We start from the raw sequence: 22974 nt of genomic DNA, 5'->3' as shown, positions 1-22974 counted from the left end.
TAAAAACGGACATTTTTATGTTAGGACTGAGGCTGGATGGGTATGAGCCCGACCTTTACCACGATGCGGCGGTGGCGTTTTGTATACAAGCCCGGGAAGATGAACTCTTCAGTCCGCTGCATCAGCACCGTAAGGGGCAGTTGATTCTGGCCTTGCATGGCGCGATCACCTGTGAGGTTGAAAATGCTATGTGGATGGTGCCTCCACAATATGCGGTATGGATCCCCGGTGAAATTCCACACAGCAACCACGTTACCGTTGGAGCGCAACTGTGCTTTTTGTTTATTGAGCCGCAGGCAGTCGTGATGCCTGAACGCTGCTGCACCCTGAAAATCGCCCCGTTATGTCGGGAGCTCATTCTGGCGCTGGCGTCCAAAACGGATGATCAACGGCTGGAGCCGTCTACCCAGCGGCTGACACAAGTGCTATTTGATGAACTCCCGCAGCAGCCGCAGGAGCAAATGCAGTTGCCGGTTTCCGATCACCCGAAAATCCGCAGAATGGTCGCGACGATGGCGGGGGAGCCCGCGCAGTGGCAGACGCTGGGACAGTGGGCCAGCGTATTTGCGATGAGTGAGCGGAACCTTGCCCGTCTGGTCGTTAAAGAAACGGGGTTGAGTTTTCGCCGCTGGCGTCACCAGCTTCAATTGATTCTGGCGTTGCAGGCGCTGATAGATGGCCATAACGTGCAACAGGTTGCGCAAATGCTCGGTTACGATTCGACCACGGCATTTATCACCATGTTCAAAAAAGGCCTGGGACAGACGCCAGGCCGTTATCTGGCTGGACTGGCTACTGCTTCCCAACAATCAATGACACCAGACCTGCCGCAATGAGCGGTCCCACCGGCACACCGCGAAATAGCGCCACGCCCACCCACCAGTAAACCGCCCACAAGCTGAGGCTGGCTACCCATGAGCGTGACACCGCGCCCGCCAAGCCAGGAGACGAATACCCCGATGGCAATAGCGACCAGTGATTTCCAGTTCACAAAGGAGTGGATGAGCGTGGAGGGGGGGAGCGTTCCGCTGGCGATCGGCGCCATGACGCCAATGGTTAGAATTATAATCCCGACGGTCAGGCCCTGTTTTTCTATCCATGGAAAGAAAGTATTCAGAGGGGTAACACGAACAATGATCAGCACCAGAATTGAAACAGCGACAGTGGTGTTGTGGCTGACAAAGCCCAGAGCTGCCAGTCCGAGCAGGATCAGCAGAGTGACATCAAACATCGTAGTTTCCTTGCCAAAAGAAAAAATAAGCCTGCTTACTGTACGCGTAAACGCGTGACGGAACAGGCTTTTTTTAATGATTATGATTTTTTTTGGGCTAATGCACGATGCTACGCTTTTACACCTGACTCGGGCGGCTATTGTACGCGGCGGAACGGGAGTAATTCCGGTTTCGCGATACGTAGGTAATCTGCGGTATCCATGATCACGGATTTTTCCAGCACTCCGGCATTGAACGCAATTTCATTAAAACGCTCAAACAATAGCGGATCGGCGACCAGCTTAAGTTTTGGATGGAAGCTAAACGGTGGGATAGCGCCAAATACGCAACCTGTCAGTGCATCGACTTCCGCCGGGCTGGCAAGTGATGCTCTTAACCCGCCGATATTACTGGCTAACAGGCTCAGGTCGGCCTGCAGGTCGGCAGAAAGAATCGCCAGGACATGCTGATTAACGCCGTTGCCTTTGACCTTACAAACCAGCGCTTTTGCTCCCTGGCCCAGTGCGGTACCGCGAATTTCAGAAACCGCTTCACATTTGCCGACCGCTTCATGGCTTACCACGCGATACGTCGCGCCTTGTTCTGACAACAGCGAAATTAAACGCTGATGCGTTGCGTTACCTTTGTTCACTTCCGTCATGACTTACTCCTGGTACAACAATGAAAATCCTGTCAGAAAAATGATTACGCATCCGCGCGTTTTTTCTGTTTGTTCAGGTAGAGCTGTGCATCGGATGCTTTGTAGGCATCATCAATGGTGTCGTTTGGCTGCATATTATAAATCCCTGCGGAGAAGCTGATTGCTTTATCTTGCGCAATAATTTGTAAGTTATAGCGAATCCTCTCCAGCAGACGAGGCGTTAATTCAGCGGGGTAATCAATGAGGATAATGCAAAACTCATCCCCACCGAGGCGGATGGCATAGTCGTTTTTGCGAATCGAGGTTTGAATAGCTCTAGCCAGAATGGTGATAATGCGATCGCCTTCCTTATGCCCCAGCGTATCATTAATGACTTTTAGTTTATCGCAATCAATGGCGATAAAGGTCACGAGGGTGCCCGCGTTTACCAACTGCTGTAAACGCTGTTCGAGCGTCGGCGTTAAAATTTTGCGGTTGTAGAGCCCGGTCATCGCGTCACTGATATTTTCACGCGTGACGTTGTGATACAGCCGAAAATGCGTTCTGACCATATTCAGCAACAGTATTGTCGCCAGCAGATAGAAGGCGAATACTTTCCAGGAGGAGACAATAAAGTACATAAAATCAAGCGATAAGGTGATGCGTATACCGCCAGGCATGTCCTCCTGGTAGTGAACATAGCTAAACAGGTTGTTCTCACTTTGGTGAACGAGTATCTCTTTACCTGAGTTGATGTCCGAAAGCGTCACGTTAAGATAGCGCCAGACGAGAGGACGGTCGCTGGTATAGAAAATATTCTTTAAATTCTCTTTGTTAATATCCACCATCACCACGCCTTTTAACTTACCGGCATAGTAGACCGGTGTTAAAAAGCTCATCACTTTTTTCTCGGTCAGGTTATCTTCATAAATACGGGAGATTACCGTGCGGCCAGTGAAAATACCGTCAATGTCATTCTGGTTGATACCCAGGTTTCCTTTTTGCAAAAACGACCAGTTGTGTATCGCAAATTTCCGCGAGTCGACCAGATCAAAGAAATAGACGTAATTATTTTTGAGATCGACGTAATATCGAAATTTATACTCCTGCATACCTAAACCATGACCGTAATCTTTCTGCTCACGATTAACGTTTACCGCCCGGTCAAAAGAGGGCAGTAGAAATATGTCTTCAAGTTTCTCGCTACATTTTGTAGTGGGGGTTTGCAACGTACCGTGTAATGGTAGGTAGTTATGCTGGGTGAGGTTGAGCCCATGAGTGCCGTTAACGCTGTCGAAAGCGTTGCAAAGTGCTTTTTGTTGCTCGATAGAAGCGGGTACCTGGGGGGATGAAAATGTGCGCATCAGATGGGCTGCAATACTTTGATTAGTATACTTATCATAGAGAAACGATGAGTCGGCTTTCTCATTGATATAGCGCATGTACGCATTCATTGCTTTATCGCTGGCAATGAGCTCATAAACCAAAAAAGAAAATGTCAAAACAACTACGCTGACGGAGATAAAGAGCCTGAGCGCTTTATGATGCAATTGCATAATGATGTACAGCCCTGTAAGTCTGATACTTCAGTCTATCACACGGCATTCATCCGCTCTAACGCTACTGGGAAGGGCATTTTGTAATAAAAATCATTCGCGTGCTTCACCTTTAACTCTTATTGTTGTATTTATAATGCAACTTATAAGAAAGGAGACAAGCAGATGAGCGCGACTGATAAAGCGGGCCATACGTTCTTAGCCGGCTTGGGCAAAACCCGTCTGCGTCCGGGGGGCGTTGAAGCAACAGAGTGGTTGTTCAGCCAGTCACAACTGACGCCCGACAGCCAGGTGCTGGAAGTGGCGTGTAACATGGCTACGACGGCGATAGAGTTAGTTCAACGCTTTGGCTGTACGGTATACGCCATTGATATGGATAAAACCGCACTGGCAAACGCCAGAAATAACGTGGCGGCAAATGGTCTGGAAAATCACATTCACGTTATGGCAGCTAACGCTAACACCCTTCCATTTGCGGATAACAGTTTCGACGTTGTGATCAACGAAGCCATGCTGACAATGTATGCCGATAAAGCGAAGGCGAAGTTAATTGCCGAATATTATCGCGTATTGAAGCCCGGCGGGCGTCTGTTAACTCACGACATTATGTTCACCGCACAAAAACTGGGCACGGGCGAGCAGGGCCAGCTTGTAGAGGTAGTGAAATCAAACGTTAGCCCGATGACCAGCCAAGGCTGGCGCGATTTATTTCTGAACGGTGGGTTTGCACAGGTCTTGCAGCAGAATGGTGATATGTCGCTGATGTCGCCGCGAGGATTAATTCGTGATGAAGGGCTGACTGGGGCGGTTAAAATTGTGTTTAACGGCTTACGCACACGCGAAAATCGTCGCCGGTTCCTGAAAATGTTTCGCTTCTTCCGTTCGCAACGTCACCAGCTAAACTACATTGCCTGCTGCTCCGTAAAGGGAAAATAAAAAAGGATAAACGGATGAATATTGATAAAATGAAAAATCAGCATGTTGAAATTCTGGAAAAAATATCATTTCTACGTACCTTGAGCCATGCAGGCGTATCATCCAATGCCCAGGAAATTGCAACTGCGATCGTTAGCATGAGTGCCATTATAAAAACACATTTGTCTGCTGAAGATCAGTTCCTTTATCCACATATTGAGCAGGATGGAAATAGTACGCTCAGACAGATTAGCTCAAAATTTCAACGTGAAATGACGGATATCGTCAGCGAATATGAAGTTTTTTCCCGGCGCTGGAATATTGCCAGTAAATTAAAAGGTAATGATGAGGCATTCAGACGTGATGCCAACAATGTTCTACGCAAAGTGTATGAGCGTATGCAAAAAGAAAATAAAGACTTCTATCCGCTGGTGGAAAGGATGTAGGGTGTTTTAAAACACAATGATAAAAGGATGGCGAAGTGTCAGAAAAACACTGGTCGAGAATGGAGTACCTTCATCAGACAGTGACCAACCCTAATATAGTTATTAAGGGTACGCATAGCTATTACAGTGACTGCTGGGATCATGGATTCGAACGTTCGGTGGTGCGGTATTTACTCGGTGATGAGATCAGCCGGGACTGGGAACCGCTTGGGCATTTGGATAAGTTGATTATTGGGAATTTCGTCTGCATTGGCGCTGAGAGCGTTATTCTGATGGGGGGAAATAGTACGCACCGGCTTGACTGGATCAGTCTTTATCCCTTTATGGCGTCGATCAAAGATGCCTACGAGTTTCGGGGTGACACGGTGTTGCATGATGGTTGCTGGTTAGGCATGCGCGCCATGATCATGCCAGGCGTTACGCTCGGGGAGGGCGCTGTTGTCGCAGCAGGTGCGGTGGTGACTAAAGATGTGCCACCGTATGCGGTAGTCGGCGGCAATCCGGCAAAAATAATAAAATATCGCCTGCCGGTGGGGGATATTGAACGAATACTGGCCCTTAATTTGTATCAACTTCCGGAAGAGTCGCTCGTGAAAATGCAACCGCTGTTGTCTTCTGGCGATATTTCCGCGCTCGAAGTGGAAGTGGCTAGCCTGAGACAAAATGCTAAATGACATAACATGTGGTCGAAACGCGAGGTCATAAAAATCAACCAGAGGAGATAACCTCTGGCTGATTTATGTATGTGGTTAGCTATTGCTGGTTGTACTTTGCTTATGAAACAGTTCGCGAAAGACCGGATAAATGTCATCCTGGTCGCGGATATGCTGCATCGCAAAGTTTTCAAACGTTGATTGCAGATGTTCGTATTCACGCCACAAGGTCTGGTGCGCGCGGCGGGTGATTTCGATATAGCTATAATATCGCACCATCGGCAGCAGTTTTTTCGCCAGAATCTCATGACACAACGGGGAATCATCCGCCCAGTTATCACCGTCCGAGGCCTGTGCGGCATAGATGTTCCACTGGGCCGGGTCGTAACGGTCTTTTACCACTTCATCCATTAACTTCAGCGCGCTGGAGACAATGGTTCCCCCGGTTTCCTGAGAGTAGAAGAACTCGTGCTCATCCACCTCTTTCGCCTGGGTATGGTGGCGAATATAAACCACTTCCACGTTTTTGTAGGTCCGACTCAAGAACAGATACAGCAAGATATAAAAACGCTTGGCCATATCTTTGGTCGACTGATCCATTGAACCGGAGACGTCCATCAGACAGAACATCACTGCCTGGCTGGAAGGATCGGGCCGTTTTTCATAATTCTTGTAGCGTAAATCAAAGGTGTCGATAAACGGCACGCGTTCGATTTTTGCCCGTAGTTCGGCAATCTCTTTGCGTAACCGTTCCTCTTCCAGCAACTGCGCTGGTTCACTTTTTGCGATGGTTTCCAGATCCGCTTCGAGCGCATGCAATTCGCGACGCTTACCAGCCGTCATCGCTGTGCGGCGCGCCAGTGAGTTTTGCAGGGAGCGAACCACGCTAATGTTGGCAGGCACGCCGTTAGAGGTGAAACCTGCCCGGTGCGTTTTGTACTCCGTTAACTGACGCTGCTGATTCTGCTTCAGGTTAGGAAGTGCTAAATCTTCGAACAATAGATCGAGATATTCATCTTTAGAGATCTGGAAGACGAACTCATCCTGACCCTCGCCATCCTGGCTGGCCTGGCCTTGTCCGCTTCCTGAACCACCGCCGCCGCCCTGCGGGCGTTCAATGCGGTCGTTCTGCACAAAATGGTCGTTACCCGGATGCACGCGATGGCGCAAGCCGCCACGCCCCTGATGGAACATCGGTTCGCTAATATCATCAGTCGGAATAGAGACAGATTCGCCGCTATCCACATCAGTCACCGAACGCTTGTTAATGGCCTCGGAGATCGACTGTTTAATTTGCGATTTATAACGGCGTAAGAAGCGCTGGCGGTTTACCGTGCTCTTGTTTTTGCCGTTAAGACGCCGGTCAATAAACCAGGTCATAAGCCCCCCGTACTGCATTTGCCAACTTTATGCTACATCAGTAACGCCGGATGCGCTGAGCATATCCGGCCTACGGATGTGTATTGTAGGCCCGGCAAGCGTACGCGCCTCCGGGCACTTTTTTTAAGACGATTTACGTACGCGCAAATACCATTCGCACAGTAAACGTACCTGCTTACGCGTGTAGCCTTTTTCCATCATCCGGTCGACAAAATCGTCGTGTTTTTTCTGCTCGTCAGTTGAGGTTTTGGCGTTGAACGAAATGACCGGCAGCAGCTCCTCGGTATTGGAGAACATTTTCTTCTCAATGACCGTGCGCAGTTTTTCGTAACTGGTCCAGTTTGGATTGCGACCGCTGTTATTCGCTCTGGCACGCAGAACAAAGTTGACGATCTCGTTACGGAAATCTTTGGGGTTACTGATACCCGCCGGTTTCTCAATTTTCTCCAGTTCTGAGTTCAACGACTCGCGGTCAAACAGCTGACCGGTATCCGGGTCGCGATACTCCTGATCCTGAATCCAGAAATCCGCATAAGTGACATAACGGTCGAAAATGTTTTGTCCATATTCGGAATAGGATTCGAGATAAGCCGTCTGGATCTCTTTGCCAATGAACTCAGCATATTTCGGGATCAGATAGCCTTTCAGGAACTCAAGATAACGTTCTGCCAGCTCCTGCGGGAACTGTTCGCGCTCGATTTGCTGCTCCAGTACGTAGAACAGATGCACCGGGTTAGCTGCCACTTCGGCGTGGTCAAAGTTAAAGACGCGTGAGAGGATCTTAAACGCGAAACGCGTGGAAAGACCGTTCATTCCCTCATCGACCCCGGCGTAATCCCGATACTCTTGATAGGACTTCGCTTTTGGATCGGTATCTTTCAGGCTTTCCCCATCGTAAACGCGCATCTTCGAGTAAATGCTCGAGTTCTCAGGCTCTTTCAGGCGAGAAAGAATGGTAAAGCGAGAGAGCGTTTCCAGCGTGCCCGGTGCGCAAGGCGCATGGGTCAGCTCACTGTGGTTAAGCAGTTTTTCGTAAATTTTGATCTCTTCGGAGATCCGCAGGCAATAAGGCACTTTGACGATGTAAACACGGTCAAGGAACGCCTCATTGTTTTTATTATTACGGAACGTCACCCATTCGGACTCGTTCGAGTGGGCAAGAATAATTCCGTTAAACGGCAGGGCAGAGATACCTTCTGTCCCGTTGTAGTTTCCTTCCTGGGTTGCGGTCAGCAGAGGATGCAGCACTTTAATTGGTGCTTTAAACATCTCAACGAACTCCATAATCCCCTGGTTTGAGCGGCACAGTGCGCCCGAATAACCGTAGGCATCAGGATCGTTCTGGGCGTGGTGTTCGAGTTTACGAATATCCACTTTCCCGACCAGCGCAGAGATATCCTGGTTGTTTTCATCACCAGGCTCCGTTTTGGCAATAGCGATCTGCTCCAGAATAGACGGCCAGACTTTGACAACGCGGAATTTTGTAATGTCCCCGCCAAAATCATGCAGACGTTTTGCAGCCCAGGGCGACATGATCGTACCGAGATAACGACGTGGGATCCCATACTCTTTTTCCAGGATCTGGGCGTCTTCCTGCGGGTTAAACAGGCATAACGGATGATCGTTTACCGGGCTACGCTCGCCGTTGGCGCTCAGGACATAAATCGGTACTCGCTGCATCAGCGACTTCAGCCGCTCAGCAAGAGATGATTTCCCCCCTCCCACAGGCCCCAGCAGATACAGAATCTGCTTCTTCTCTTCCAGACCCTGAGCCGCATGCTTCAAATAAGAAACAATCTGCTCAATGGCCTCTTCCATGCCATAAAACTCTTCAAAAGCGGGGTATCGTGCAATCACCCGATTCGAAAAGAGTCGAGAAAGACGAGGTTCGTGGGCAGTGTCGACCATGACAGGCTCACCAATAGCCATTAATAGCCGCTCTGCCGCATTGGCATAAGCGCTGCGATCTTGCCGACAAGTGGTAAGAAACTCCTGCAGCGTGAACTCTTCGTCCTTGGCAGCTTCATAACGCTGGCGATAGTGATCGAATATATTCATGGTATGCCGTCCTTTCGTTTTTTTAGCACATGTTAAGAGCCGTTCATATGAATAGTAGAGGCCCCTGAAGAGGTAAACTGAACGACGTCGCTGCTGAAGAAATAAGCAACTCTCATGCCATTGTGGTGGTCAGGAGATCAACGTATTCGGTGATACACCTTCTAAAATTAAGCGTAGATGGCATTTGCAAAACTTGCCTGTGTGCGCAAATGAATTTCAATGGCATATCAATAACTCATCAGCAAAAAAAGCATATCTTTTGTAAATCTATGGGGCAGGATTCATGCGGTGTTCACTGTCCTGCAAGCAAAATGTCATCACTCGCTGAGAAATTAGGGGGTTACATTCTGGGGCGAATCCGTAAAATAGTTGGGCTGAAGCGTATTGACGGTTAAACTTTGACCGCTACACATTTAAATAAGGAATTATTGACTGTGACCAAACTCAAACTTCTGGCACTTAGCGTGCTTATTGCCACTTCCGCTAACGTCGCACAGGCAGAGAGCAACCTGACGCTGGGCGCAGGCGTTGGTGTGGTTGAGCACCCTTACAAAGATTACGATAGTGACGTTTACCCGGTCCCGGTTGTGACTTATGAAAGCGATAACTTCTGGTTCCGTGGTCTGGGCGGTGGTTACTACCTGTGGAATGACGATACCGATAAGCTGTCGGTGATGGCCTATTGGTCGCCAATGTACTTCAAACCGGGTGACAGCGACGACAACCGTCTGCGTAGTCTGGATAAACGTAAGAGCACCATGATGGCTGGCCTTTCTTACATTCACAACACGCAATACGGTTTCCTGCGTACCAGCCTTGCAGGGGACACGCTGGATAACAGCAATGGTATTGTATGGGATCTGGCGTGGTTATACCGCTATACCAATGGCGGTCTGACGTTGACTCCGGGGATTGGTGTCGAGTGGAACAGTGAAAACCAGAATGAATACTATTATGGTGTTTCACGCCATGAATCTGCCCGTAGCGGCTTGCGTAGCTACGATCCTGAAAGCTCCTGGAACCCGTATCTGGAGCTCAGCGCAAACTATAACTTCCTGGGCAACTGGAGCGTATACGGTACTGCGCGTTATACCCGCCTGTCTGATGAAGTGACAGACAGCCCGATGGTGGACAAATCCTGGACGGGTCTGATTTCAACGGGTGTTACCTACAAGTTCTGATACCACTGTGTGTCAAACACTCGCCCGCAGAGATGCGGGCTTTTTTGTGCATATCAGAGATGAATATTGATCCAAAACATGTGATTTGATTTTTTGTGCTGTTTTGGCATTACATCGGCCGCAACAAATAGTTAACGTATTTTTCCTGCCGCAATTACCAAAATTAAACCTGTTGTTTGATGAGACTGAAATCTATTCGTTTGTGAATGGAAGAGTATCTGTACAGTTTCACGAATTATTGTTCTGGGAGAGTGATTTCTGGTTTCGCAATATATTGATAATATTCTATTTTATAATCACGGTATAATTTTATCGTGAAACTCTCGCCACTAAAAATAGCAAGATAACTATTTTATTATTTTTGTGAGACGATGAAAGTTAACTTTCATTTGAAAAAATAAAATCATTAAGTTAATTTTTATTTTACATCTTTTAGGTATTTATCTGAAAAAATTAAAATTGACATTAAATAAGCGATTGCAGATATTACTCCAACTTAATAAGTAAAGACAGTAACGCTGCATGGCTCAGATATTAAATGTCATGTGGTTTTCTTGCGAATAAACCTGGTAGAGATAATGAAAAAGTTAATCATGATAGCAGTGATGGGTGGGATTCTGACGGGATGTTCCACCGAGGCTTCACGCATGAGTGCTTGCGAAAGCAAGGGCGTGAGCCGCGATGCCTGCTATATCGCTGAGCAAAACCGTCAGGCGACAATCAATGCCGTAGCTGAAAAACAAGCTATGGAGAACGCGCAAAACGTATATAACTCAAATGATACTAATTCCAGTCATCACCACAAACACAATAATTATTAAGGTGTAACTTATGAAGAAATTAATAATTATCGCTGCACTGGTCGCAACATCTGCGGCTGCACCAGCCTATGCCATCAGCGAGGCTTACCGTCAGCAGTTACAGCATGAACATAAAACGATGGTCAGCGATGCTAATGCTCCGTTGCAAGCCAGTAAAATCACACCCGTGCATGTGAATAAACTGGGCGTAGACTTTAAACGTGGCGCTGATGGTATTGCTTATATTAATGGCAAAGCTGCGGCAAATGATGAGAACAATGCAGACGCTCAGTCTTATAGCGCGGGCTTGATTTCCGTCATTGTCTATAAAAACGGGAAAATTAACGCGATGAAAGAGGGGAAATATTTAGGTCGCTTAAAATAACCGCAGTGCAGTTAAGATTTTCTGTCATTCGGCCCGGGAGCATTGTTTGTTCCCGGGTTTTTTTATTGCCGTTGCCATAGCGGTCAACTTCCAATCTTAGAAGGTGCAATTTGTGCACCCTAACAGGACACATGCCAGTTGTTTTGCTTTACTGTGGTGCATTAACACAGGAGGGCGCTATGACAGCGAAACAGGTGATGTTTACAAAGCAGGTATCGCTGCCTGCTATTGGGCAGGGAACATGGTACATGGGCGAGGATCCTGGCCGACGCCGGGAAGAGGTTTCAGCGCTGCGGGCTGGTCTGGATCTCGGTCTGCGGTTGATCGATACCGCCGAAATGTATGCAGATGGTGCAGCGGAAGAGGTAGTGGGTGAAGCATTAATCGGGCGTCGTGATAGCGCTTTTTTAGTCTCGAAAGTATACCCCTGGAATGCCGGTGGTCAGAAAGCCATTGCCGCCTGTGAGGCGAGCCTGCGTCGACTAAAAACCGATTATCTGGATCTCTATTTGCTCCACTGGACGGGCAGTTTTTCATTTGCTGAGACCGTTGATGCCATGGAAACACTCATTGCGCAGGGGAAAATCCGCCGCTGGGGCGTCTCTAATCTCGATTACGATGACATGCAGGCGTTATGGCAAGTCACGGGTGGGCGGGAATGTGCCACTAACCAGGTGCTTTATCATTTAGCATCGCGCGGTATTGAATATGATTTACTGCCGTGGTGCCAGCAGCAGCAGATGCCGGTCATGGCTTACAGTCCGCTGGCTCAGGCGGGGCGATTGCGCGGTGACTTGCTTTCTCATTCTGTGGTGAACGACATCGCGCACGCGCACAATGTTAGTGCTGCGCAGATTTTGCTGGCATGGGTGATCCGTCTGCCGGGCGTGATGGCGATTCCAAAAGCGGCAAGCATAGCGCATGTCGAACAAAATGCCGCCGCGCTGGAGATAACGCTCTCTGTTGATGAGCTGAAGCAGTTAGATAAGGCATATCCAGCGCCAAAGGGTAAAACGGCGCTGGATATGGCCTGATTTGCCGAATGGCGATGCTCACGCTTCTTATCCGGCCAACGCAATGTTTGGTAGGCCGGATAAGGCGCAAGTTCCGTCAGGCTACAGACACAATTTTAGCGTTTAGCAACGCGGATAGTTTGTGCCAGGCGTGATGGTTTTTCTTCGCGGGTTTTCTGCGGCGCGGTTGCGTAAGCCGTCTCTACGCAAACAAACGTTTTATAGCCGTCATCCGGCATGTCGCCCATGCTAACGGACAGCGCCGGACCCGGGTTCCAGCCCACGACATTCAGATGGTGATGATGGACAACGTCAATATTGCGGTTGAGCGCATCATCATGGATAACGCTGCACGCTTGCGGATTCAGATAGACACGATCGGTGCGGTCCGGGAAGGTCTGGATACCATCAGCCAGCACATCTTCTTTAGCATCATTCACTTTGTCGATCAGGCGATCGCCAAGTCCGCTGACTTTTACTGCCGCAATGTCACCGACGTTGAAATAGGTATGCAGCGCAGAGGTGGTTTCAAATTCACCGTGGGCTTCCAGTTCCATTTCACAGGTGGCACCTACTTTGAAACGGGCCAGCAGGCAGAACTCGTGCGGCCATAGCTGACGCGTTTCAGCGTTACTTTGCAATTCAAACGTCAGCACCACGCCATTGTCGTCTTCATTGTGCGCTTTCAGCGTCCATGGCAGGTTGCGGGCAAAACCATGAGAAGGCAGGCCCTGCTGAGCAGCCGGACCAAACCACGGCCAGCAAATTGGTACGCCGCCACGCAGCGCTACGCCGGTTTTAAACGGGGTATTGTTACTTAGCCACAGGACTTCCTCTTCGCCGTTGGGTTTCCAGGAAAGAAGATGTGCGCCCTGCAGTGCGAAAGATGCTTTAACCTGTGGATGATCGACCACAAGAATCTCAAGTTCATCAAGCTGGCGGCGGGAGAGGACCGGGGTAATTTGTTCGATTACCGGAAGTGCAAAAATTTTATTAATCATTATGCAATCCTTTTTTTTACCCTAAATAATTCGAGTTGCAGGACGGCGGCAAGTGAACGATCCCGATGAGCTTACAGAAGTAAGTGATTCGGGTGAGAGAGCATTGCCAACACACCGGTAACTTGAAGTATGACGGGTATCTTCAGGCAAAAAAAAGAGCGACCTGAGTCGCTCTTACAGATTACTGTTTCATCTCAACTTATTTGGAGATGTGAGCAATCAGGTCCAGAACTTTGTTGGAGTAGCCGGTTTCGTTGTCGTACCAGGATACCAGTTTCACGAAGTTGTCGTTCAGTGCGATACCAGCTTTAGCATCGAACACGGAAGTGCAAACTTCACCGTTGAAATCGGTAGATACTACGTCGTCTTCGGTGTAACCCAGAACGCCTTTCATCGGGCCTTCGGAAGCAGCTTTGATTGCTTTCTTAATTTCTTCGTAAGAAGCAGCTTTTTCCAGACGAACGGTCAGGTCAACAACAGATACGTTCGGGGTAGGAACGCGGAACGCCATACCAGTCAGTTTGCCGTTCAGTTCTGGCAGTACTTTACCTACAGCTTTAGCAGCACCGGTAGAGGACGGGATGATGTTCTGGGATGCGCCGCGGCCGCCGCGCCAGTCTTTGTGAGACGGGCCATCAACGGTTTTCTGAGTAGCGGTGGTCGCGTGAACAGTAGTCATCAGACCTTCGATGATGCCGAAGTTGTCGTTGATAACTTTAGCCAGCGGAGCCAGGCAGTTAGTGGTGCAGGAAGCGTTAGAAACGATGTCCTGACCTTCGTATTTGTCAAAGTTAGCGCCTTTAACAAACATCGGAGTGTTATCTTTGGACGGACCAGTCAGAACCACTTTTTTCGCGCCAGCAGTGATGTGCTTACGAGCGGTTTCATCTGTCAGGAACAGGCCAGTAGCTTCAGCTACTACGTCAACACCAACTTCGTCCCATTTCAGGTTAGCCGGATCACGTTCAGCGGTAACACGGATTTTTTTACCGTTCACGATCAGATGACCGTCTTTCACTTCAACGGTACCGTTGAAACGGCCGTGAGTGGAGTCATATTTCAGCATGTAAGCCATGTAGTCAGCGTCTAACAGGTCGTTGATTGCAACGATCTCGATGTCAGAGCGTTCTTGAGCAGCACGGAAAACAATGCGACCGATACGGCCAAAACCGTTGATACCTACTTTGATAGTCATATATTCCACCAGCTATTTGTTAGTGAATAAAAGGTTGCCTGTAAAATTACAAAAACCTTACGCAGCGTCAAGCGGAATCGTGTCAATCATTGCGACAAATCAATCTGCTGCTTAAGCTTTGCGCAACTGACTCGCCTCACTCTTCCTTTGGGCTTGAAACCACATGGGGTCGGCGGCCCGAATTTTAAAGGGCAATCAAGATAAAAACGTGATTGTGATCACGAATTGCAGGCTGCCATTTCGCACGGATCAAGTTTAGAACAAAAGTTCGCACTCTGGTGTTAATGTTTTGTTAGAATCTGTCTCGCGATGTGAGTTTAGATAAAGCGAGATGTGAGCAAATGGCTAATCAACCTTCTCCAGAAGAACTAAAAAAAAATTTAACCGAAATGCAGTTCTACGTGACGCAGAATCACGGGACAGAACCGCCATTTACCGGGCGTTTGCTGCACAACAAGCGTGACGGCATCTACCACTGTTTGGTCTGCGACAAACCGCTATTTCGTTCCGAGACAAAATATGACTCTGGCTGCGGCTGGCCCAGCTTTTACGAGCCTGTCAGCGCAGAGGCTATCCGTTACATTAAAGATACTTCACACGGTATGCAGCGCATTGAAATCCGCTGTGGTAACTGTGATGCGCATCTGGGGCACGTTTTCCCGGATGGTCCGCAACCTACCGGTGAACGTTACTGCGTTAACTCAGCCTCTTTGAACTTCACCGATGGTGAAAACGGTGAGCAGACCAAAGGCTGAAGAAACGATTCAGCAAATTATTCTACGGAGAGTGGATTTAACATGAATCTTGATGAGATGATCAACAGCATGACGCCGGAAGTTTATCAGCGCTTATCAACTGCCGTTGAACTCGGAAAATGGCCGGATGGCGTGGCGCTAACGGCAGAACAAAAAGAGAACTGCTTACAGCTGGTGATGTTATGGCAGGCGCGAAACAATATTGACGCGCAGCATATGACGATTGATACCAATGGTGAGATGGTGATGAAGAGTAAGCAGCAGTTGAAAGTGGAGTTTGGTATTACGCCCGAACCCATTGCGACGTTTAAATCCTGATTACTCAGGCCCGGCAAACATCTATGTCGGGCCCGCAGTTGAAGTTATTTCTTGTTCATCATCGCCTTCAGATCGGCGAACGGATTATATTTCGCTTCGCCCACCGCTTTCTGTGCATCTTCGCCTGCAACCACCGTTGAACCATACTGGTCCGCTTCCGTATATTTGGAATGTTCGTGATCGTGGCAGTACAGGCACAACATTTCCCAGTTGCTACCATCTTCCGGGTTATTGGAGTGATCGTGATCGATATGGTGTACCGTCAATTCGCGCAAATTTGAATACACGAACTCACGGGAACAACGTCCGCAGACCCAGGGGAAGAGTTTAAGCGCCTTTTCCCGGTAACCGACTTCCAGACGGGCGTAATTTTTAGGGATAAAAGCCATAAAGCTCATGCCTCCAGTAGAAAATGAAAAGCTGCGCCAAAAGCTGGCGCAGCAGAATGCGATAATCATAACCTATTGTGTCAGGCGTTGGGATCAGTGTTTGATGCCTAACGAATCGGCTAACTGCTTAGCCAACTGGTTTTGGTCATCCGCACCGTATTCCCAGAACATGGCGCCTCCCAGCCCCTTGCTCTTGATGTAGTCAGCCTTGATCGCTACCGAGCGCGGGTTTTCATAGGAGAGGGCAAAGAGCGCTTTTCCCTCCACAGACTGCACTGACAGCCACGGCACTTTTGCTTCATCATCCCAATGCTGGCTAAAGCGCTTTTGCGGATCGTTGATCAATTTCGCCACGATATCGTTGTACTTCACATAGGTATCTTTGCTCAGATCGACGCCCAGTGATTTGAACAATTCAATTTGCGCGGGCTCGAAATAGGGCTGGGTAACGGGATTTTTCTGTGCGTCAGGTTTGCTCCAGTCAATGCCTGGCTCAACAGCGCGTTTCGGTACGCGACCATAAAAACCAATGCCCAGGTTCATCTGACTCGCTTTTAGACCGGCAGCAAGATAGTTGTTGACCACAAAATCAGCGCTGTACTTATCCGCCGCGGCGACTGTCGGCCATTGTGTCGAATCGTACAGGTTCGAGTTGAAATACTGCGTACCGTAAGCCATGTCATAGGTCATCAGGTTTATGTAGTCGAGCGATGGCGCAATGGCTTTCACATCCACCCAGCTTTTCGGGCTTTCCGCATTTGCGCCCACGGCGATAGTCAGTAGTTTTTTATGCCCCAATGCGGCGCGGAGCTCTTTTAACAGCGCGGTAAAGTTAGCTCGGTCGGCCGGTTGACTTTCGACCAGTCCCCAGGCGCCGTTGACCGGATATTCCCAGTCGAGGTCGATGCCATCAAGGCCATATTTCGCAATTATCTCCTGAGCAGACTGAATAAACACCGCCCGCGATTCTTTCGTTGCCGCCGCGCCTGAGAATCCACGTGCCCCCCAACCACCGACGGAAAGCAATACTTTCAGGTTCGGATTCTGTTTACGCAGCTGTGGAATTTTCAGTAAATCATCCTGCACTTTCGGTGAAAGCCAAATCTGATGCAGCTTACTGGCGTCTTTTAAGGCGTCATTGGTCTCGTCTTTTTCGTTGTTGTAGACAAGGCCAAACGAATAGTTGAGATGGGTTATCTGACGAACATCCAGTTTATTGATGTCACCACCAGGACCGGCAGTGACGTCGCCGCCACCATTGAAGTAGCCAACTGACATCAGTGAACTGGCGGAAACAACGCTGGCGCAAAGCAGGGGTAATGCTGCCAACAAAGGCAATAGTTTCATCGGTGTTCCTCTTTGACATTTAAACAAGCAAACACGCCACGGAAATGGCGTGGCGAAAAAAACAGCATCTGCAGGTTAACAGTTTCATAACAGGAAAAATGCGAAGAGGTTCACGTCATGTCGGCGAAGCGGCAAACCATTTCTGGTAGGTTGTATCGGTTGGGGCAAACATTACTGAGTGTTGACGCAAGTCCCTTTTCTGGCCTACAGATTTGCATACATGCGCAAATTCAATAGGCCGGATAAGGCGTTTTAAAGTATTAGCGCTGGGTTTCCAGCCAGTCATCAAGCGTATACAGCGTCGCGCCCGCCGCCGCCATTTCCATAAACGCCTCTGCACTGTCCTGGGGTTGAATATTGACGCCACGGCAGCCGTCGGTAATAACGCTGACGGTATAACCAAGATCGAGCGCATCCAGAACGGTGAATTTAACGCAATAGTCGCTAGCCAGACCCATGATAATAAGCTCAGCAATACGGTGTTCGAGCAGCCAGGCGTTCAGCGCGGTTGCCTGACGACGACCGTTATCAAAAAACGCACTGTAACTGTCGACCAGCGGGTTCTCGCCCTTGGTGAAGGTTTTCGCTATTGCACGCTGGTTCAGCAGCGGATGCAGGGCCGCCCCTTCGCTGTTTTGCACGCAATGATCGGGCCAGAACGTTTGCGCCAGACCATCCAGTTGTCCCTGACTGTAGGGGGCGACCTGATGCTGGCTGGCAAAACTACCGTGATTAGCCGGATGCCAGTCCAGACTGGCAACAACCGTGTCGCCGCGTAGGGCGCACCAGTCAATCAGACGGTTGGCAATCTCGATTGTGCTGTCGCCTTGCGTAACAGCGAGAGCGCCGCCGGCACAAAAGTCATTTTGTAAATCGACCAACAGTAAGGCTCGGGCCATGGGCATAGACTCCTTTATTCGTCCGGGGTGAGCTCGCCGCGCAGATTTTGCGTCATAGCTTCACGAATGCTCTGCACATCCAGTCCCTGACTCAGTAAATAGTGCAATTTGGTGAGTGTGGCTTCGACGGTCATATCCGCGCCGCCAATCACGCCAGCGTGGGCGAGGGCATTACCCGTCGCATAGCCACCCATGTTTACCTTGCCGGACATACACTGGGTCAGGTTCACCACCACAATGCCACGTGAGCTCGCATCTTCAAGTTCTTGCAGAAACTCTTTATTTTGCGGTGCATTGCCCACGCCGTAGGAGCGCAAAATTAACGCTTTCACCGGCTGGCGCAGGAAGTTACGCACCACATCAGCGGAGATACCTGGGTAAATGGTGACTACGCCAATCGGTTGTGGAGTAATAGGATGAACAATCAGTTCACCTGCGCCGTGCGGTGCTGGCGGAGTTCCCAGTCGACGGATGTGGATCCCGGCTTCCAGTAGCGGCGCAAGGTTGGGTGAGGCAAAGGCGTCAAAGCCATCGGCGTGCGCTTTAGTGGTACGGTTGCCGCGAAACAGTCGATTGTTGAAAAACAGGGTTACTTCATTGATCGGATAATTTGTCGCAACGTACAGCGCATTGAGCAGGTTGATTTGCCCGTCTGAACGTAGCTCTGCCAGCGGGATTTGTGACCCTGTCACAATTACCGGTTTACCCAGGTTCTCCAACATAAAAGAGAGCGCTGAAGCCGTAAACGCCATGGTGTCGGTGCCGTGCAGAATGACAAAACCATCGTAATCGTCGTAGTGTGCTTTAATGTCTTCCGCAATATGCTGCCAGTCTTCCGGCGTCATGTCGGAGGAATCCATCAACGGGACGTATTCGTGGATGGTGAAGTCTGGCATCTCCGGGCGGTGGAATTCAGGCATCAATGCCAGTTGACGCTGGAGATGACCAGAAACAGGAATATAACCCTGTTCTGAGCGCTGCATACCAATGGTACCGCCGGTATAGGCAACGTAAATCGATTTCTTTTGCATGACTTTTCTTCTGTCTCAATGAAAACCCCTCTTCATCCCGAAGAGGGGGCAATTGTTAGCGAACGTTGGCGCAGGTCAGGCAAAACGCATATCGGTTTTGCGGATCGTTAAACGCGGCCAGCTTATCGCTTTCCGCTTTAACTGCACTGGCCGCAGAAGCAAGCGGCGCCGGGAGCATGGCCTGAATAGCTTCGGGCAGCATGGCGCGAACGGAGCCTGACATGCTGTCCATTACCATATCGACGAATGTCGGTTCATCCTGATAATACGCAATGTGCCACTGTTTCAGCTTGGCAAGCTCAGCCGCTTTCGCGATGGCGTCGTCAAAATCACCGAGGCTGTCTACCAGTCCGTTGGCTTTCGCATCCTGACCGGTCCAGACGTGACCCTGCGCGATTTTGTCAATCTGCTCAGGGGTTGTCTTACGTGCATCCGCGACCAGCGTGATAAAGCGCTTATAGCCATTTTCAATGCTCAATTGCATCATTTGCTGCACTTCAGGCGGTAACGCTTTGGTGATGGAGATATCCGCCAGCGGGGAAGTGGCCACGCCATCGGTATGTACACCAATGGAATCCAGGCTGTTTTCTACGGTGTTGATCACACCAAAGATCCCGATTGAACCGGTCAAAGTGCTGGGGTTTGCCACAATGTAACTGGCTGGGGTGGAGATCCAGTAGCCACCGGAGGCCGCCATGCCACCCATAGACACGACAACCGGTTTACCCGCCGCTTTTGCCGCAGCCAGCTCAGCACGAATGACTTCCGAGGCGCTGACGCTGCCGCCAGGACTGTTCACGCGCAGTACAATAGCTTTCACTTTCGGATCGAGACGCGCTTCGCGGATTTGTGCGGCAGTGGTGTCGCCCCCCACATTTCCTGGGGTTTCTTCACCGTCCATAATCGCGCCGTTCGCGAAGATAACGCCAATGCTGTCTCCGGTATCCGCCGGTGTTTTCAGCGAATAATCGTAATAGCTGACGGCGCGATAGTTTTTATCCGCTTTGCTCCAGCCAAACTGTTTGGTCAGCATTTTTTCGACTTCGGCGCTGGAGGCGAGTGCATCCACCAGTTTGTTGTCGAGCGCATATTTCGCCGTATCTCCATCGACCTTCGTCAAACCGTCCAGCATCGCCTGTGCGCCAGGGAACACCTGCTGAGCTGGGATCTGGCGGTTGGCGGCGACCGTGTCGAGATAGTTCTGCCACAGCTCGCCGATCCAGCGACTATCGGCTTCACGCGCGGCAGGAGACATATCATCGCGGATAAACGGTTCTACGGCAGACTTATAGGTCCCGACGCGGAATACGTGCGTGGAAACTTTCAGCTTATCGAGCAGGGATTTGTAGTACAGACCGTTGGTGGCAAAGCCGTGCAGATCAACGGAACCCTGCGGAGAGAGGTAAATTTTGTTAGCAAAACTGGCGAGGTAATACTGCCCCTGGCTGAAGTTATCGCCCACGGCAAAGACCGGTTTACCGCTGTCGCGGAATTCCCGCAGTGCTTTGCCGATATACTGCATGGAAGGCTGGTCTGCCCCGGCAAAATTTTTCAGATCCATCACGATGCCGGTGATGTTGCGATCATCTTTTGCCTGGCGAATCGTATTAACGATATCGAACAGGGAGTTTTCCTGCAGACGATCGGAACTGGCGCCAAACAGCTGACGGCCAATAACGCTTAAACGACTGGTGCTCGAAGGCTTATCGACAATCACCCCGGAGATATCCAGCAGCAGCGCGCCTCGCTCAGCGTGTTCGCTGGTGTTGCTGCTACTGACCTGCATCCAGATGCCCACGCCAACCAGCACCAAAAAGATGAAGAACAGGTTAAGCACAAATTCACGGACGAAATTGAGTAATCGCCATGTCCATTTAAAAAATCCGGCAATAAATCGCCACAGGGTTCGCATGTATTCTCCCTACCAATTAACAACACGCCACCCCGAAATCCCGGAGAAAGGCGATAAGATGAGGCTATCGTAATGACCCGACAGGCACTTGTCAGCAGGAATCACCGCCTGTGCTGTAACAAAATCCGCTCACGTGTTAATTTTGTGAACAAATTTCATTGTTGGAGTTAAGCAAATGGATGCACTCGAATTACTTATGACCCGTCGTAGCGCCTCTCGTCTCGTCGAACCGGCCCCGGCAGGAGAGCAACTGCAAAATATTCTGCGTGCGGGAATGCGCGCGCCGGACCACAAAACGCTGCAACCGTGGCAATTCTTTGTCATTGAGGGCGAAGGGCGTGAACGCTTTGCCGCCGTGCTTGAAAAAGGCGCTATTGCATCTGGCAGCGATGAGAAGGCCCAGGAAAAAGCGCGCAGCGCGCCGTTTCGCGCGCCGCTGATTATTACCGTGGTGGCGAAATGTGAAGCAAACGACAAGGTTCCGCTATGGGAACAGGAAATGTCTGCCGGTTGTGCGGTGATGGCCATGCAGATGGCTGCCATTGCCCAGGGCTTTGGCGGTATCTGGCGCAGTGGCGCATTAACCGAAAGTGAGGTCGTCCGCGAAGCGTTTGACTGTCGCCCACAAGATAAAATCGTCGGTTTTCTCTATCTGGGCACACCACAGTTGAAAGCATCCACGACAATTACCCTTGCCGATCCGAGCGCATTCGTCCGTTATTTCTGATATCAACGGCAAAACTGTCTGGATTATGAGCAAAGGCACCCGAATTCAGACAGTCACTCTTACCACATCATGGAATGAGCGCTACCATATCCGGATTGCAATGACAGGAGATGTCCATGAGCGAGCAAGCTATTCGTTTAACGCAATACAGCCACGGAGCCGGTTGCGGTTGTAAAATTTCCCCAAAAGTGCTGGAAACCATCCTGCACAGTGAGCAGGCGAAGTTTGTTGATCCAAACTTACTGGTGGGTAATGAAACCCGCGACGACGCGGCTGTATACGATCTGGGGAACGGCACCAGCGTAATCAGCACTACCGATTTCTTTATGCCGATTGTCGATAATCCGTTTGATTTTGGCCGCATCGCCGCCACCAACGCCATCAGCGATATTTTCGCCATGGGCGGCAAACCGATTATGGCAATTGCTATCCTGGGCTGGCCGCTTGATAAGCTGGCGCCGGAAATCGCCCGCGAAGTAACCGAAGGCGGACGCTTTGCCTGCCGTCAGGCGGGTATCGCGCTGGCGGGGGGGCACTCTATCGATGCCCCTGAGCCTATCTTTGGTCTTGCGGTAACCGGCGTTGTTCCAACTGAACGCGTGAAGAAAAACAGCACCGCCGAGGCGGGATGCAAGCTGTTTTTGACCAAGCCTCTGGGTATTGGTGTCCTGACCACCGCAGAGAAAAAATCGCTGCTGAAGGACGAGCACAAAGGGCTGGCGACGGAAGTGATGTGCCGGATGAACATTGCCGGGGCGGCATTTGCCGATATCGACGGCGTGAAAGCCATGACCGACGTTACCGGTTTTGGGCTGCTGGGGCATCTGAGCGAGATGTGTCAGGGGGCCGGCGTTCAGGCGCAGATCGTCTACCAGGCTATTCCTAAGCTGCCAGGTGTTGAAGAATACATCGCGCAGGGCGCGGTGCCGGGCGGTACCCAGCGTAACTTTGCCAGCTACGGACACCTGATGGGTGAAATGCCGCAGTCGGTTCGCGATTTGCTCTGCGATCCGCAAACTTCCGGTGGTCTGCTGTTAGCGGTAACGCCGCAAGCTGAAGCCGAAGTTAAAGCGGCAGCGGCGCAGTTTGGCATCGACCTCACTGCGATTGGTGAGTTAGTGGAAGCTCGTGGCGGTCGCGCCATGGTTGAGATCCGTTAACT

At 50.1% G+C, this 22974-nt stretch carries 23 protein-coding genes and 1 pseudogene; 12 read left to right on the top strand and 12 right to left on the bottom strand.

The window, feature by feature from the left end:
- Positions 1-17: 17 nt before the first annotated feature.
- Positions 18-836, top strand: coding sequence for a helix-turn-helix transcriptional regulator (locus HV037_RS14080; protein WP_019076605.1), 819 nt, complete (start codon positions 18-20; stop codon positions 834-836).
- Here the strand turns inward: HV037_RS14080 and HV037_RS14075 are convergent.
- The 3 genes and pseudogenes from HV037_RS14075 to dgcJ all read right to left on the bottom strand — a co-directional run bounded on the left by HV037_RS14075 (position 793) and on the right by dgcJ (position 3407).
- Positions 793-1231, bottom strand: a pseudogene (locus HV037_RS14075) (DUF441 domain-containing protein). The gene HV037_RS14080 and the pseudogene HV037_RS14075 sit on opposite strands and share 44 nt — an antisense overlap.
- A gap of 137 nt (positions 1232-1368) precedes the next feature.
- The gene (locus HV037_RS14070) at positions 1369-1872 is read right to left on the bottom strand and encodes a YbaK/prolyl-tRNA synthetase associated domain-containing protein (protein ID WP_103283899.1); all 504 of its coding nucleotides are present in this window, start codon (positions 1870-1872) and stop codon (positions 1369-1371) included.
- Positions 1873-1916: 44 nt separating this feature from the next.
- On the bottom strand, positions 1917-3407 hold the full coding sequence (dgcJ, locus tag HV037_RS14065) for a diguanylate cyclase DgcJ (RefSeq protein ID WP_103283898.1): 1491 nt from the start codon (positions 3405-3407) through the stop codon (positions 1917-1919).
- Between the two features lie 165 nt (positions 3408-3572).
- Between dgcJ and HV037_RS14060 the strand changes: the two genes are divergently transcribed.
- Genes HV037_RS14060 through HV037_RS14050 form a run of 3 tightly spaced genes read left to right on the top strand, consistent with a single transcriptional unit; the run spans position 3573 to position 5442 of the window.
- A complete protein-coding gene (locus tag HV037_RS14060; RefSeq protein WP_103283897.1) occupies positions 3573-4343 on the top strand; it encodes a class I SAM-dependent methyltransferase in 771 nt (256 codons plus the stop codon).
- Positions 4344-4357: 14 nt separating this feature from the next.
- A complete protein-coding gene (locus HV037_RS14055) occupies positions 4358-4768 on the top strand; it encodes a hemerythrin domain-containing protein (protein WP_080858689.1) in 411 nt (136 codons plus the stop codon).
- Positions 4769-4803: 35 nt separating this feature from the next.
- Entirely contained in the window at positions 4804-5442 is a 639-nt protein-coding gene (locus HV037_RS14050; RefSeq protein ID WP_016156305.1) for a CatB-related O-acetyltransferase, read from the top strand.
- 75 nt (positions 5443-5517) lie between these two features.
- Here the strand turns inward: HV037_RS14050 and HV037_RS14045 are convergent, their stop codons facing one another.
- Both HV037_RS14045 and yeaG read right to left on the bottom strand, forming a co-directional pair.
- Positions 5518-6801 carry a YeaH/YhbH family protein gene (locus HV037_RS14045; protein ID WP_016152809.1) on the bottom strand — a complete coding sequence of 428 codons (1284 nt, stop codon included), beginning with the start codon at positions 6799-6801 and terminating at the stop codon, positions 5518-5520.
- A gap of 123 nt (positions 6802-6924) precedes the next feature.
- Positions 6925-8859, bottom strand: a complete 1935-nt coding sequence (gene yeaG, locus HV037_RS14040) for a protein kinase YeaG (protein ID WP_016152810.1) — start codon at positions 8857-8859, stop codon at positions 6925-6927.
- A 434-nt stretch (positions 8860-9293) separates the two neighbouring features.
- On the opposite strand from yeaG, the gene HV037_RS14035 reads away from it, so the two are divergent.
- From HV037_RS14035 to HV037_RS14020, 4 genes are all read left to right on the top strand, one after another.
- A complete protein-coding gene (locus HV037_RS14035) occupies positions 9294-10040 on the top strand; it encodes a MipA/OmpV family protein (protein ID WP_016152811.1) in 747 nt (248 codons plus the stop codon).
- A gap of 578 nt (positions 10041-10618) precedes the next feature.
- Positions 10619-10861 (top strand): hypothetical protein, encoded by a 243-nt coding sequence (locus HV037_RS14030; RefSeq protein WP_019076610.1) that lies wholly within the window; start codon positions 10619-10621, stop codon positions 10859-10861.
- A gap of 10 nt (positions 10862-10871) precedes the next feature.
- Complete coding sequence (locus HV037_RS14025) at positions 10872-11225, top strand: hypothetical protein (RefSeq protein ID WP_101699987.1); 354 nt, start codon at positions 10872-10874, stop codon at positions 11223-11225.
- A 179-nt stretch (positions 11226-11404) separates the two neighbouring features.
- Complete coding sequence (locus tag HV037_RS14020; RefSeq protein WP_103283896.1) at positions 11405-12259, top strand: aldo/keto reductase; 855 nt, start codon at positions 11405-11407, stop codon at positions 12257-12259.
- A gap of 95 nt (positions 12260-12354) precedes the next feature.
- On the opposite strand, the gene HV037_RS14015 is transcribed toward HV037_RS14020, so the two are convergent.
- A complete protein-coding gene (locus HV037_RS14015; protein WP_016156308.1) occupies positions 12355-13239 on the bottom strand; it encodes a D-hexose-6-phosphate mutarotase in 885 nt (294 codons plus the stop codon).
- Between the two features lie 199 nt (positions 13240-13438).
- Positions 13439-14434, bottom strand: a complete 996-nt coding sequence (gene gapA, locus HV037_RS14010; RefSeq protein ID WP_003030697.1) for a glyceraldehyde-3-phosphate dehydrogenase — start codon at positions 14432-14434, stop codon at positions 13439-13441.
- 341 nt (positions 14435-14775) lie between these two features.
- Here gapA and msrB point away from each other — a divergent pair, with 341 nt between their 5' ends.
- Both msrB and HV037_RS14000 read left to right on the top strand, forming a co-directional pair.
- Positions 14776-15189 (top strand): peptide-methionine (R)-S-oxide reductase MsrB, encoded by a 414-nt coding sequence (gene msrB / locus HV037_RS14005; RefSeq protein ID WP_016152816.1) that lies wholly within the window; start codon positions 14776-14778, stop codon positions 15187-15189.
- Between the two features lie 42 nt (positions 15190-15231).
- Positions 15232-15507, top strand: coding sequence for a YeaC family protein (locus tag HV037_RS14000; RefSeq protein ID WP_016152817.1), 276 nt, complete (start codon positions 15232-15234; stop codon positions 15505-15507).
- Positions 15508-15551: 44 nt separating this feature from the next.
- Here the strand turns inward: HV037_RS14000 and yajD are convergent, their stop codons facing one another.
- The 5 genes from yajD to sppA form a co-directional block, all read right to left on the bottom strand.
- A complete protein-coding gene (gene yajD, locus HV037_RS13995) occupies positions 15552-15896 on the bottom strand; it encodes an HNH nuclease YajD (RefSeq protein WP_003832478.1) in 345 nt (114 codons plus the stop codon).
- A 93-nt stretch (positions 15897-15989) separates the two neighbouring features.
- The gene (locus HV037_RS13990; protein WP_049271252.1) at positions 15990-17243 is read right to left on the bottom strand and encodes a glycoside hydrolase family 18 protein; all 1254 of its coding nucleotides are present in this window, start codon (positions 17241-17243) and stop codon (positions 15990-15992) included.
- Positions 17244-17503: 260 nt separating this feature from the next.
- Positions 17504-18148 carry a bifunctional nicotinamidase/pyrazinamidase gene (pncA, locus tag HV037_RS13985; protein ID WP_103283895.1) on the bottom strand — a complete coding sequence of 215 codons (645 nt, stop codon included), beginning with the start codon at positions 18146-18148 and terminating at the stop codon, positions 17504-17506.
- An 8-nt stretch (positions 18149-18156) separates the two neighbouring features.
- On the bottom strand, positions 18157-19173 hold the full coding sequence (gene ansA / locus HV037_RS13980; protein WP_103283894.1) for an asparaginase: 1017 nt from the start codon (positions 19171-19173) through the stop codon (positions 18157-18159).
- Between the two features lie 55 nt (positions 19174-19228).
- Complete coding sequence (gene sppA / locus HV037_RS13975; RefSeq protein WP_016156312.1) at positions 19229-21085, bottom strand: signal peptide peptidase SppA; 1857 nt, start codon at positions 21083-21085, stop codon at positions 19229-19231.
- A gap of 175 nt (positions 21086-21260) precedes the next feature.
- Here sppA and HV037_RS13970 point away from each other — a divergent pair, with 175 nt between their 5' ends.
- Both HV037_RS13970 and selD read left to right on the top strand, forming a co-directional pair.
- Positions 21261-21812 carry an NAD(P)H nitroreductase gene (locus tag HV037_RS13970; protein ID WP_016152830.1) on the top strand — a complete coding sequence of 184 codons (552 nt, stop codon included), beginning with the start codon at positions 21261-21263 and terminating at the stop codon, positions 21810-21812.
- Positions 21813-21928: 116 nt separating this feature from the next.
- Positions 21929-22972, top strand: coding sequence for a selenide, water dikinase SelD (gene selD, locus HV037_RS13965; protein ID WP_103283893.1), 1044 nt, complete (start codon positions 21929-21931; stop codon positions 22970-22972).
- The last annotated feature ends 2 nt before the right edge of the window (positions 22973-22974 follow it).

Origin of the sequence: Citrobacter sp. RHBSTW-00017 (assembly GCF_013797615.1) — a bacterium.
In the GTDB taxonomy this organism is placed as follows: Bacteria; Pseudomonadota; Gammaproteobacteria; order Enterobacterales; family Enterobacteriaceae; genus Citrobacter; species Citrobacter braakii.
This window is presented reverse-complemented; position numbering and strand designations above follow the sequence as displayed.

Coding starts and splice junctions, on each gene's coding strand:
- HV037_RS14080 (WP_019076605.1), top strand. CDS start 18: ATGTTAGGACTGAGGCTGGATGGGTATGAGCCCGACCTTTACCACGAT.
- HV037_RS14070 (WP_103283899.1), bottom strand. CDS start 1,872: ATGACGGAAGTGAACAAAGGTAACGCAACGCATCAGCGTTTAATTTCG.
- dgcJ (WP_103283898.1), bottom strand. CDS start 3,407: ATGCAATTGCATCATAAAGCGCTCAGGCTCTTTATCTCCGTCAGCGTA.
- HV037_RS14060 (WP_103283897.1), top strand. CDS start 3,573: ATGAGCGCGACTGATAAAGCGGGCCATACGTTCTTAGCCGGCTTGGGC.
- HV037_RS14055 (WP_080858689.1), top strand. CDS start 4,358: ATGAATATTGATAAAATGAAAAATCAGCATGTTGAAATTCTGGAAAAA.
- HV037_RS14045 (WP_016152809.1), bottom strand. CDS start 6,801: ATGACCTGGTTTATTGACCGGCGTCTTAACGGCAAAAACAAGAGCACG.
- yeaG (WP_016152810.1), bottom strand. CDS start 8,859: ATGAATATATTCGATCACTATCGCCAGCGTTATGAAGCTGCCAAGGAC.
- HV037_RS14030 (WP_019076610.1), top strand. CDS start 10,619: ATGAAAAAGTTAATCATGATAGCAGTGATGGGTGGGATTCTGACGGGA.
- HV037_RS14025 (WP_101699987.1), top strand. CDS start 10,872: ATGAAGAAATTAATAATTATCGCTGCACTGGTCGCAACATCTGCGGCT.
- HV037_RS14020 (WP_103283896.1), top strand. CDS start 11,405: ATGACAGCGAAACAGGTGATGTTTACAAAGCAGGTATCGCTGCCTGCT.
- HV037_RS14015 (WP_016156308.1), bottom strand. CDS start 13,239: ATGATTAATAAAATTTTTGCACTTCCGGTAATCGAACAAATTACCCCG.
- gapA (WP_003030697.1), bottom strand. CDS start 14,434: ATGACTATCAAAGTAGGTATCAACGGTTTTGGCCGTATCGGTCGCATT.
- msrB (WP_016152816.1), top strand. CDS start 14,776: ATGGCTAATCAACCTTCTCCAGAAGAACTAAAAAAAAATTTAACCGAA.
- HV037_RS14000 (WP_016152817.1), top strand. CDS start 15,232: ATGAATCTTGATGAGATGATCAACAGCATGACGCCGGAAGTTTATCAG.
- yajD (WP_003832478.1), bottom strand. CDS start 15,896: ATGGCTTTTATCCCTAAAAATTACGCCCGTCTGGAAGTCGGTTACCGG.
- HV037_RS13990 (WP_049271252.1), bottom strand. CDS start 17,243: ATGAAACTATTGCCTTTGTTGGCAGCATTACCCCTGCTTTGCGCCAGC.
- pncA (WP_103283895.1), bottom strand. CDS start 18,148: ATGCCCATGGCCCGAGCCTTACTGTTGGTCGATTTACAAAATGACTTT.
- ansA (WP_103283894.1), bottom strand. CDS start 19,173: ATGCAAAAGAAATCGATTTACGTTGCCTATACCGGCGGTACCATTGGT.
- sppA (WP_016156312.1), bottom strand. CDS start 21,085: ATGCGAACCCTGTGGCGATTTATTGCCGGATTTTTTAAATGGACATGG.
- HV037_RS13970 (WP_016152830.1), top strand. CDS start 21,261: ATGGATGCACTCGAATTACTTATGACCCGTCGTAGCGCCTCTCGTCTC.
- selD (WP_103283893.1), top strand. CDS start 21,929: ATGAGCGAGCAAGCTATTCGTTTAACGCAATACAGCCACGGAGCCGGT.